Genomic DNA, 12,277 nt, shown 5'->3' with positions numbered 1-12,277 from the left:
TCACTTTTCGAACAGCCCTAATCAACTTATTAAACGAAATATTTTTCTTCTTCAACAAGTGCTGCTGCCGCTTCACGCTTCTTACTAATCACATTAATTGGAGTATGACGAGTGAACTTACGTAATGCTGAAATCATCATACGTAATGTATCGCCTTCTTCTACAGCAAGCAATGTTTCTTTTGCATGTTGTTCAATAGCATTGAATGACTCTTGACAGAAAATTTGTGTATATAGAAGTTTTTGCTTATTATTCTCTAGTCCTTTTTTTCCAATTGCTTTCTCTGTTCGTAATACGACAGATTCCATCGCGTATGCTAATGAAACGATATCAGCAATATTAGCTAATACTTCTTGTTCTTTCTCTAGTGCTGTACCGAATTTTTGAGCTGCTAAACCTGCCGCAAGTAAGCCGATTTTCTTCGCGTTCTTCACAAGATATTTCTCTTGTGCTAAAGGCTCATCACCTGGCTCCTCTGGCATCATTGTCATTAGCTCTCCTTGAAGCGCCATTGCTTTTTGGAACAATGGTAGTTCACCTTTCATAGCTTTACGAATGAAGGTTCCTGGAACTAACAGACGGTTAATCTCATTTGTTCCTTCAAAGATACGGTTAATACGAGAATCTCGGTAAGCTCTTTCAATTTCATATTCAGCCATAAATCCATAACCACCATGGATCTGTACACCTTCGTCTACTACATAATCTAATACTTCTGACGCGAAGAATTTATTTAAAGAACACTCAATTGCATACTCAGCAACAGAAGTTGCCAACACTTTAATATCCTTCACTTCTTCTGTACTTAACCCACCCATATAATCTTCATAAAGACCTACAGTACGATATACAGAACTTTCAGCAGCGTAGATTTTTGAAGCCATTGTTGCTAATTTTTCTCTAATTAAGTTGAATGAAGAAATTGGTGTTTTAAATTGTTGACGTTGATTTGCATATTGTACAGCTATTTCAAATGCACGTTTTGATCCACCTACTGTACCTACACCTAGTTTATAACGACCAATATTTAAGATGTTGAACGCAATTACGTGTCCTTTTCCAATTTCACCTAGTAGATTTTCTTTAGGAACAAGTGCATCTTCTAAAATGACTGTACGAGTAGATGAGCTCTTGATACCCATCTTCTTCTCTTCAGTACCTGTTGATACACCTGGGAATTCTTTTTCAACGATGAAAGCTGAGAATTTATCACCATCAATTTTTGCATAAACAACAAATACATCTGCAAAACCAGCATTTGTAATCCATTGTTTTTCTCCATTTAATACGTAATGAGTACCTTCAGCATTTAACTTCGCTACTGTTTTTGCACCAAGTGCATCAGAACCAGAACCAGGCTCAGTTAAGCAGTAAGCAGCAAGCTTTTCTCCTGAAGATAATAATGGTAAATACTTTTTCTTTTGATCTTCATTACCGAAAAGCACGATTGGTAATGAACCAATTCCAACATGAGCGCCATGTGAAAGCGAGAAGCCACCAGCACGTGCCATTTTTTCTGTAATTAATGCTGAACTGATTTTATCCAGCCCTAATCCACCATACTCTTCTGGTACATCAGCGCCTAATAACCCTAGTTCACCAGCTTCTTTAAGAAGACGAACTGTAATATCAAATTGGTGCTCTTCTAATTTATCAATTTCAGGTGTAACTTCATTAATAACGAAGTCTTCCGTTGTTTTTGCAATCATTTTTTGTTCTTCTGTATAGTCCTCTGGTGTAAACAATTGTTCTGCTTCAATATCCTCAATTAAGAAACTTCCACCTTTAATAAGCACTTTTGTTGATTCAGACATCTTAAAAAACCTCCCATTTGGTTATAGACTCCGTAAGTAAATGCTAATAAATCATTTCTACACTTTAAACATGGTGTACATTCAAACAAGATATTCTCTCTCAAAGGTGAAATACGTATCAACATTCACTTACTGGAGCAATCGAAAAAAATTTGGTTACAAATCTTTTGTTCCTTTATGCCAACAGTTCAAATACTCCAGCAGCGCCCATGCCGCCACCAATACACATGGTTACAACACCGAATTGTTGATTTCTTCGCTTCATTTCGTGAAGTAATGTAAGTGTAAGCTTTGCTCCTGAACATCCTAGTGGATGTCCTAAAGCTATCGCTCCACCATTCACATTAATTTTCTCTTCATCAATGCCTAACTCACGAATAACCTGGATAGATTGAGAAGCAAAAGCCTCATTTAATTCGAATAATCCAATATCTGCTAGCTCTAAACCAGCTAGTTTCAATGCTTTCGGTATAGCAGCAACTGGACCAATACCCATGATTTCAGGTGGAACACCAGCTACAGCAAATGAGCGGAATTTGCCCATTGGCTTTAAGCCTAACGAACTTGCTTTTTCACTGTCCATTACCATTACTGCCGCTGCACCGTCACTCGTTTGTGAAGAGTTTCCTGCTGTTACAGATCCCGTTACAGAGAATGCAGGTCTTAGCTTAGCTAATCCCTCTACACTCGTATTTGGACGAACTCCTTCGTCTACTGAAAATAATGATGTTTTTTCTTGTAATTTGTAGTCACTACCAACTAAGCGACTAATTACTTCTACCGGAATGATTTCATCATTAAACTTTCCAGCTGCAATAGCAGCCGCTGCCTTTTGATGGCTTCTTACTGCAAACTCATCTTGCTCTGCTCTTGAAATACCATATTTCTTAGCCACTTCTTCAGCTGTATGTCCCATACCCATATAATATTCAGGTGCACTTTCTGCAAGCTTTACGTTTGGACGTACAACATGCCCCATCATTGGAACTAAACTCATAGATTCTGCTCCACCAGCAATAACCGTATCACTAGAACCTAACATAATTCGTTCAGCACCATATGCAATTGTTTGCAAGCCGCTTGAGCAGTAACGATTCACAGTAATTGCAGGAACCGTATGTGGCAATCCAGCTAATGCTCCAATATTTCTAGCCATATTTAAGCCTTGTTCAGCTTCTGGCATTGCACAACCAATAATTAAATCATCAATATTCCCTTCATAATTGCCTGCACGCTTTAATGTTTCTTTGACAACTAATGCTCCTAAATCATCAGGACGTACATGTGCAAGCGAACCTTTCTTCGCTTTACCTACTGGTGTTCTCGCACCAGCAACAATTACCGCTTCTCTCATGCTTGTTCCCCCTTTTCACTTTATCCCATTCAAACTGGAGCTAGGACTCCCACTTCAAAACCGCGTTTTAGTAGAAGATCAAGTGCCAGTAAGAAACCGATTGGTTCAACTAAAGATTGGTGTGAGATAAAAGGTTATCCCAACCAATCAAAGTTGTACTTTATGAATTGCTTCATTAATTACGTAACGGTTTTCCTTTAACAAGCATATGCTGCATTCTCGCTTGAGATTTTGGTTGCTGCACTAGACTAATAAATGCTTCACGTTCTAAATCAAGCAAATATTGTTCATCTACTTCCGTGCCATAAGGAACTCGGCCTCCAGCAATTACATATGCTAGTTTCTCAGCAATCTTCATATCATGTTCAGAAATAAATCCTGATAATTTCATTGTTTGTGCCCCAAGTAATAAAGTTGCATAACCTGTTTCACCAACAACAGGGATTTTCTTACGAACTGGTGGTTTATATCCTTGTTTATCAAGTGCTAGCACAACTTGCTTCGCGTCATATAACAAATGATCACCGTTTAAACTAACAGCATCTTGATTATTTAACACATTATTTCCTCTTGCTTCTTGACCAGAAGTAGATACATTAGCCATTGCAATGCTTTCAAATACTTTGTTCGCAACTTGTTGTAAATCAACCTGTACACCATTTGGTAGACTTTCTAAGTATTTAATATAAAGCTCTTTATTACCGCCACCGCCTGGGATCAGACCGACACCTGTTTCGACAAGTCCCATATATGTTTCAGGACTAGCTTGAATGCGAGCTGCTGGTAGACAAACTTCTGTACCACCACCAAGAGTCATGCCAAATGGTGCTGCCACAACCGGTTTCGCACTATATTTAATACGCATCATCGCTTGTTGGAAATGACGCACTACCATTTCTACTTCATAAATATTGTCGTCTTGTACTTCCATTAAAATCATCGCTAAATTTGCACCAACGCAGAAGTTCTTACCCTGGTTACCGATTACAAGCCCTTTATAATTCTTCTCTACTTCATCGATTGCGAAATTAATCATTTGAACAATATCCAAACCAATCGCATTATTTGGTGAATGGAATTCTAATAGAGCTACATCATCACCTAAATCTATTAAACTAGCTCCAGAATTTTTCTTGATGACACCTTTTTGTTTTTTCAAACGCTTAAGATTAATCACCTTTGAATTCTCTTTAACCAACTTATATTCACCATAGCTATAGTAATACAGATTTCCCTCTTCTTCTTTGTAGAAAGATGTAACACCACTTGCTACCATTCTTTCAACCCATTCTGGAATTTGGCGACCTTCTTGCTTCATACGATCAACCGACTTAGCAACATCAATCGCGTCCCATAATTCAAATGGTCCTTGTTCCCAACCGAATCCCCACTTCATAGCTTGGTCAATCGCAACGATATCATCTGCAATATTTCCAAGTAACTCAGCAGAATAAATTAATGTAGGAACTGTAATATCCCACAGTAAAGTACCAGCGCGGTCTTTACTGTATAATAATGTTCTTAACTTGTTTGCTAAACCTTTTTCTTGCTTACTTAATTCTATAGATGGTGCTTTTAATTTTTTCCTTGCTTCATATTCAAGGGTCTCTGGATTTAACTCAAGAATTTCTTTGCCTTTTTTCAAGAAGAAGCCCTGTCCAGATTTAGCACCGTACCAACCATTCACAAGCATTGAAGAAATGAACGCTGGCAATTCAAATACCTTCTGTTCATCACCTTCCACTTGGTCATAGACATTCTTTGCCACATGTGCGAATGTATCTAAACCAACTACATCTAATGTTCTAAATGTAGCGCTTGATGGTCTACCGATAAGTGGTCCAGTAACAGAATCAACTTCCCCAACACTGTAACCGCCTTTCAACATTTCTTGTACGGTTATAAGTAATCCATATGTTCCAATTCGATTTGCAATAAAGTTAGGCGTATCTTTCGCTTCAACAACACCTTTTCCTAGTACATCTTCCCCGAATGTTTTCATGAAAGAAAGGACTTCAGAATCCGTGTATTGAGTTGGAATAACCTCTAATAGTTTCAAATAACGTGGTGGATTGAAGAAATGCGTTCCTAAGAAATGCTTTTTAAAGTCTTCAGAACGTCCTTCCACCATAGCTTCCACTGAAATTCCCGATGTATTAGAGCTAACAATGCTCCCGTTCTTTCTATATTGATCAACTTGTGCAAATATTTGCTTTTTGATTTCTAAATTTTCAACAACAACTTCAATAATCCAGTCAACATCTGCTAAACGCTTCATATCGTCTTCAAAATTACCCGCTTCTAAAAGAACCATGTTCTTCTTAGCAGCAAGTGGAGCTGGCTTTTGTTTCAATAACTTTTGTAGATTAGTCGTACTTATGCGATTTCTAACTAGTGAATCTTCCAATGTAAGTCCTTTTTGTTTCTCTGCTTCAGTTAGTTCACGTGGAACAATATCTAGCAACAATGTAGGTATTCCAACGTTTGCAAGATGTGCAGCAATACCTGCTCCCATTATCCCAGATCCTAATACCGCTGCTTTACGAATGTTTCGTACCAACTTAATGTCCCCCTTTGTACGAGTTTGAATGAATAGTCATTCATTTTTTAGCCAAAAAAAATATCAATTCGACTTATTAATTATATGATAAAAGATTTTAGAAAATTCTGCAACAGCACAAATACATTTTTTGTTTATTTTTACAGAAAATATTTTTTTGTTTCGTAAAAAATACTCCTAAAGCAAACTTCACATTGTGCTTTAAAAATCATTCAACATAGAATTCAACATCCAGTTACTTCTACCTTTATATATTCTATGTCATTACTGCCGTATATTTGTAGTAAAAACGCACAAAATAAGACAGCCTAATTATATAGAAGGAGGAATGTTAAGTGAATCAACAAAACAATCAAATGCAAAATCAACAACCAAATACTAATCAAGCTGTTTTTCCAGAACCACCGGCTGTTTTAACCACGAAAGATGAACTTTACTTAACTGATATGATGTCATGGAACTTAGTGATTTTTAAAAAGGCTGCCTTTTACGCACAGCACTGCCAAGACCCTGAAGTGAAACAAGCTATCCAAAAAGTAGGGCAAATGCATCAAAAGCAATATGATTCTTTTCTATCTCACTTAGGTTTAGCACAAAATAGCGGAACAACACCTTTACAGTAAGGAGGATACTCATGAACAACAATCAAAATAAAATACAAAACCCAGAAACTACTGTCCCACAAACGCCGCAAATGAATGATCGTGATTTCATTAACGATATGCTTGCAACTGAAAAACATATGACAAATTCTTATAGTACAGCAATGCATGAAGCAAGCCATAAAGGACTCTATCAAGAAATTTACACTGCCTTCCAAGAATCCTCTCAAGCACAACGAGATTTGTATAATCTTATGTTTAAAAAAGGCTGGTATGGAATGGATAAAGCACAACAACAAGGAGTCACACAAGACTATCAAAAGTTTAGTGGCTACAAAAGCCAATTCCCATTTGGTAATATGATTCAATAAGAAAAGCGAAAGCGCCCTGGTTTGCTCCGTACCTACTTTCGCCCTCCGACTGAGATAAATAGAAAAAGGATAGCTGAACATATGCTTCAACTATCCTTTTGTACTCTTATTTTTCAATAATAGCATCCGGTGTTATAGATGCAAAATTATCAATAATGTAGTTACTATTATTAAATTGATCATGAATAAAATATTTATTTGATACGAAGGTATACTTTTAAATGAAAATGAAATCTAAGAAAAAATCCATTCAGTGGGAATGGATTTTACATAAAAACATATCTACGTAACAAAAGGGTATGATTGGCACATCATGTCCTTAATCAAGGACTATGTGAATTATATCACATTCAATAACCTAATAATCTATTTATTTTATAAGTTTTTAATTTTGTCACAAAAGATCAGAGCAATCTACCATAATAGACCTGCTCTTATATTTTTACTACATCCAAAAAGAGTTGTAGCAAATGAATAAATGAAAAAACAAGCATACTTCAGATAGCATGCTTGTTTTAAGAAAACTTCCCCTAACAGTTATTAAGGCAAGTTGTTACTGTTTACTTTCTAACTACTACTGTTTTTGTCGATTTATTACCTTTTACATCCTTAAAAACAAAATTTACTTTCGTATTTGCTTTTTGAGCTGGAATATTCACTGTAAATCCACCATCTGCATTTGTTGATTTCTTAATTAAAGAACTACCATAAGTAACTTCGACCGATCCTTCTTCACTTAATGTACCTTTTATCACTTTAGCTTTGTTAGCCTCAATAACAATCGTTTTCGGCTCCACTAATCTAGGCGCCGATCTATCTTCATTAACTGTAATCTTCCTTTCACTTTTCGTGACATTCCCTGCTTTATCTTTAGCAGTTACTATAATTTTAGTACCCTTCGCAAGACGATTTGGTAATGTAATTTTAAAATTACCATTTGAATCAGTCTTGCTGGTTTGTTTTTTCATACCATCTATTTGAGCTGTGACAGTACCTGCCTCACTTATCTGGCCTTGTATCACTTTGGAAGTGTCATACACAGTATCTACTTTCCTGATCACTGGTGGAGTTTCATCCTTTACGGTTATTCGGCTTTCATTTTTCATTTTCGAATCTACCGGATTACTTGTAACAACTCTAACTTTAGTACCAGCCGGCTGCTTTTTAATAGTAATTCTAAAATTACCATACGCATCTGTTGCTACAGCTTTTGTATGAATAGGCGTTTGTCCAACAAATAATTGTACTTTAGCATCCTTATTCGTTTTACCTTTGACATATGTTTGCGCATCAGTAATAATGAATGAACCCTCTAAATATGGTGCGACTGTATCTTTCGTTACTTTACTGTTAACGATATTACTTAAAAGTCGTTTAGGCTTAGCGTAATCTTTTGCTTGTAGAGTTACTACTGCATTTTCACTTAAAAATGATCTTAAGACAATATTAAATTGATATACGCCATCACTAATTTTATTACTTTCTTTTACGGTTACACTACCTACAGATTTACCGTTTACTGTTGCCGTTACAACAGAAGGTTCACTTACTGTCCCTGTAATAAGCCTATTTGATGAAGATACAGAAGTATTCACTTTAAGAACCGGAGCAATACCATCTTTTACAGTAACTGTTTTCTTTAATACATTAGGCTTCGGTCTCTTCATATCTTCAAACATGAAAATTAATTTTGTATCCGCGGATTGCTTTTGAACGGTTACTTTGAACGTAAAATTGTTATTAGCTGTTGGTGTAATTTTTTCACCTATCAAAACAGAATTTCCGTTTCCATCCACTACATCTATTGTAGCCTGTTCATCTAATTGACCTTCTACTGTTACATCACCTGTATTATTAACTTCAATAGTTTTAGGCGTAATTAACTTTGGTGCAACTTTATCTTCTCTAACAGTTATTGATTTTACCAAACCTTTATTTCCTGCTTCGTCCACAGCAAATAAATTGATTTTTTCTCCCTTGGTAGGATAACTATTTAATTTAATTGTAAAGTCACCATTTGCTTCTATTGTTGATGTTGAAGTAACTCCCGCTACTTCAGCTGTAATTGTTCCTGTTTCACTTACATTACCTTGTAAAGCAGTTGATGTATCATACACAGTTTTTACAGTCTTTACTGATGGTGCTGTTTTATCTATAACCTTTTCCGTTGCTTCGCCAAGATTACCTACAAGGTCTTTCATTTTAACAGTTACATCGGTTCCTGCTACTTGTTTTTTAATAGAAACTTTGAAGTTACCTTCTGCATCCGTATTAACTGGCTTTGTATGCAATGGCGTACTACCCGCAAATAATTGAACTTCTCCTGCTTTATCCATCTTTCCAGCTACTGATGTCATCGCATCAGTAATGATAAAATCACCAGTTAGTGTGGGTGGTGCTTCATCTTTCGTTACAACCACATTGATAATATCACTTTCTAATGCCTCTGGTTTCGTATAATCTGTAGCTTGAATAGTAAGAACATCATTTACAGCTGGTGTACTATTTAGTGTTACTGTAAAATGATACTTTCTATTTTCTGGATTATCCGAATCTTCGTCTGGTTTTGCTGTTTCTTTGATTGTTGTCTTCCCAAGAACTTTATCCCCTAATGTAACAGTTATTACCCCAGGTTTATTAACAGTTCCTGTAACGATTTTACTGGAATTTTTAATTCCACTTGTATGTGTAATCTTCGGATATACTAACGCTGCCTCTGTCATATCTTTAACAGTAACAATTCTTTTGGACGTATTACCTTTCACATCTGTAAAAACAAAGGTAATCTTTGTATTAGCTAATTGCTGTTTAACTATTGCTTTAAAATTACCATCATCATCTGTAGTGATACGATCCGCCTCTACACCTTCTGATGTAAGTAATACCGTTTTTCCATTTACAGTTGCTTCAACAGTTCCTTCTTCTGTTAATTGTCCTTCAAACACCGTATCTTCTTTATTTCCAATGTCAACCATTTCTGAAGATAATAAAGGAGCCGTTTTATCTTCTTTAACCGTTAATTCGTGCTCTTTACTGCTATTACTATTAGCATCTTTAGCAGTAACTCGTATTTTTGCATCTTTCTCTAATTTGCTTGTTAATTTATAGGAAAAAACACCTTTTTCATCTGTCTCAATCTCTGCCCCTAAAGATTCCCATGATGCAGTCGCATCCGTGTATTTCTCTATAATTATTGTAGATTTCTCGCTCACTTCACCTTTAATATAATTAGATGTTTCAAATACATCATTCACTTTATTAATAACTGGTGCTGTACGATCTTTTACTACGATTTTCTCTTCTAATTTGTTATTAGCAGCATCTGTAATGATAACTTTAATTTCTGTTCCTGCCACTTGTGCAGGAATAGTAATGTTAAAATTACCATACACATCTGTTGCTGTTGGTTTTTCATCTAAAGGTTTACCATCTATTTCTATCTGCACTGTTGCTGGTTTATTTACTTTTCCTTCTACAACAGTCGTAGAATCTGAAACTTCCTTTATTGGTGTTTCTAAAGTAGGTGGTGTACTATCTGATTCAACCGTCAAATTTACCATATCACTTTTTAAAGCAGTTGGTTCCGCTAAATCTGTAGCTTGAAGAGATATGACTGAGCCATAAGGTTGAAAATCATTCAATATAATAGTAAATGAATATTCATTTTCTGCTATTTTATTAGTTTCAATTACAGAGACTGTACCAAGAGTTTTATCTCCTAATGTAGCAGTAATAGAACCCGGTTCGCTTACCGTACCTGTAATTGTTTTTCTCGTATTAAATATACGATCGACTGATTTAATCTCTGGAGGAGTTTTGTCTAGTTGAGGAGAATTTTTATCCAATATAGTCGCTTCTTCTTTAATTATGTTTCCATCCCTATCCGTGAAAACAAAAACAATCTTTGTATTAGCAAGTTGCTGTTTTATAGTAACTGTAAATTCTCCATTTTCATTCGTAGATACAGCTTTCCCATCCTTTAAAATAGATTTCTCCACTGGTTTTCCATCTACTACGACATTCGAAATTACATCTACCTTACCTGGTTTACTTAACTTACCTGATATTTCCTTATCGCTGTCATTTCCAATCGGTCCAATATCAGTAAGTAACTTAAATTCTACAGAGTCCTCTGCTTTTGCAACAATAGGTTCTGCAACAAATCCAATTCCGTTAAAAATGGTTGAAATCATTAAAATCGAAGTCAACACCAAAGACGTAAAAGCTCTGATTTTCTTTTGTTTCAATTCTACTTCCTCCTTAATAATTATTTCTTTTAATAAACTATTTCGTTGTTTATAGAATTTGAACCCTTCAGTAACTGTATCGACTATGAACCAAAACATTTAATAATCATAACGGGATTTGGTTCATAAGTACGATTGAACAAAAGAAAAATAGACCACAATACCTATATTGGTATATTATTAAAATATAACACCCTAATCTTAGTAGTAACAATTGCAAAGGTTAGAGCATCTTTAAGATATCAGGAAAAAACGCATTGGAATCTTTCCAATGCGTTAGTATGTTATATGTATATTAACCTTTTTCGAAAATAATTTAGATAGGGAGATTCACTAAGTCTGCTACCTTATCAATGCAAAAAGTAGGTTGTTCTTCTTTTAGCTGTGTAATTGTATGGCTTCCCCATGAAACAGCACAAGTCATACAACCAGCCGCTTTCCCCATTTGAATATCAAAGATAGCATCACCAATCATCACGCTATTTCTTAAATCTAATTGATATTTACTTTCCAATTTAAAAATACCATCAGGATGAGGTTTGTAATGTGAGACTTTATCAGATCCAATTAAATCATCAAAATACGTATCAATATGAATGGCTTGTAAGTTTCGCTTGAGAACATCTGATTTTTTACTCGACACGACAAATAAACGGTTCCCCTTATCCTTTAACTGTTTCAGTACATGTGGTATACCTGCAAATACGGTCAATGTATCATTCTCATAAAGCTTATAATGTTCACGAAACATCTTTAATAATGTTTGAAACTCGTCTTCATTCAATGCTCTATTTGCCATCTCATTAAACGATTGTTCAATTGGAATCCCCATATAATATTCAATTTTTTCAATTGAAGGAATGTCAAGCAGCATCTCTTCAAATGCTTTTTGTGTAGCCAAAATACTACATTCTTTAGAATCCGCTAAAGTTCCATCAAAGTCAAAAATATAATTCATATTATTTCCTCATTTCATAGCATTTCTCTTACAAATTTTCACTTTTCCTTTACATAAAAAATTGAAACTTGTAACTCTTGCTTATTGGTCACATAGATATTCTCCGGGGTATAGTTGATAAACTTGTATTTTGTCGCTTTGAGGACATGTAAAGAAAGAACCCAGCGAAAATAGCACAAGATATTTGTTGATTAATGATCCATCACAGATTTTTTCCATATTGTTTTATTTCCTTATATAATAACTATTGAATAGTTATCATTTAATTTATCTTATATGTAACAACGAATACAGAACGCTTGTCCACAAAAATATAAAACTGAATTTTAGGGGACATATATTCTTTTCATTCTAAGATAAACTGATATGAT

At 35.2% G+C, this 12,277-nt stretch carries 7 protein-coding genes; 2 read left to right on the top strand and 5 right to left on the bottom strand.

The window, feature by feature from the left end:
• Window positions 1-29: 29 nt before the first annotated feature.
• From V7014_RS23800 to V7014_RS23790, 3 genes are all read right to left on the bottom strand, one after another.
• Window positions 30-1,814 (bottom strand): acyl-CoA dehydrogenase family protein, encoded by a 1,785-nt coding sequence (locus tag V7014_RS23800; protein ID WP_335511010.1) that lies wholly within the window; start codon window positions 1,812-1,814, stop codon window positions 30-32.
• A 175-nt stretch (window positions 1,815-1,989) separates the two neighbouring features.
• Window positions 1,990-3,168, bottom strand: coding sequence for an acetyl-CoA C-acetyltransferase (locus V7014_RS23795; RefSeq protein WP_335511008.1), 1,179 nt, complete (start codon window positions 3,166-3,168; stop codon window positions 1,990-1,992).
• A gap of 175 nt (window positions 3,169-3,343) precedes the next feature.
• The gene (locus V7014_RS23790; protein ID WP_335511006.1) at window positions 3,344-5,728 is read right to left on the bottom strand and encodes a 3-hydroxyacyl-CoA dehydrogenase/enoyl-CoA hydratase family protein; all 2,385 of its coding nucleotides are present in this window, start codon (window positions 5,726-5,728) and stop codon (window positions 3,344-3,346) included.
• Between the two features lie 335 nt (window positions 5,729-6,063).
• On the opposite strand from V7014_RS23790, the gene V7014_RS23785 reads away from it, so the two are divergent.
• Complete coding sequence (locus tag V7014_RS23785; RefSeq protein ID WP_438824968.1) at window positions 6,064-6,351, top strand: hypothetical protein; 288 nt, start codon at window positions 6,064-6,066, stop codon at window positions 6,349-6,351.
• 11 nt (window positions 6,352-6,362) lie between these two features.
• On the top strand, window positions 6,363-6,701 hold the full coding sequence (locus V7014_RS23780) for a spore coat protein (protein ID WP_335511005.1): 339 nt from the start codon (window positions 6,363-6,365) through the stop codon (window positions 6,699-6,701).
• Between the two features lie 560 nt (window positions 6,702-7,261).
• Here the strand turns inward: V7014_RS23780 and V7014_RS23775 are convergent.
• Together V7014_RS23775 and V7014_RS23770 are read right to left on the bottom strand one after the other, a co-directional pair.
• Window positions 7,262-10,948 (bottom strand): Ig-like domain-containing protein, encoded by a 3,687-nt coding sequence (locus V7014_RS23775; protein WP_335511003.1) that lies wholly within the window; start codon window positions 10,946-10,948, stop codon window positions 7,262-7,264.
• A 316-nt stretch (window positions 10,949-11,264) separates the two neighbouring features.
• On the bottom strand, window positions 11,265-11,906 hold the full coding sequence (locus V7014_RS23770; protein ID WP_335511000.1) for an HAD family hydrolase: 642 nt from the start codon (window positions 11,904-11,906) through the stop codon (window positions 11,265-11,267).
• Window positions 11,907-12,277: the final 371 nt, after the last annotated feature.

Origin of the sequence: Bacillus sp. JJ722 (assembly GCF_036963345.1) — a bacterium.
Lineage (GTDB): Bacteria > Bacillota > Bacilli > Bacillales > DSM-1321 > Bacillus_AD.
Note: the sequence above shows the minus strand (reverse complement) of the source record. Positions and strands in the feature narration are given on the sequence as shown.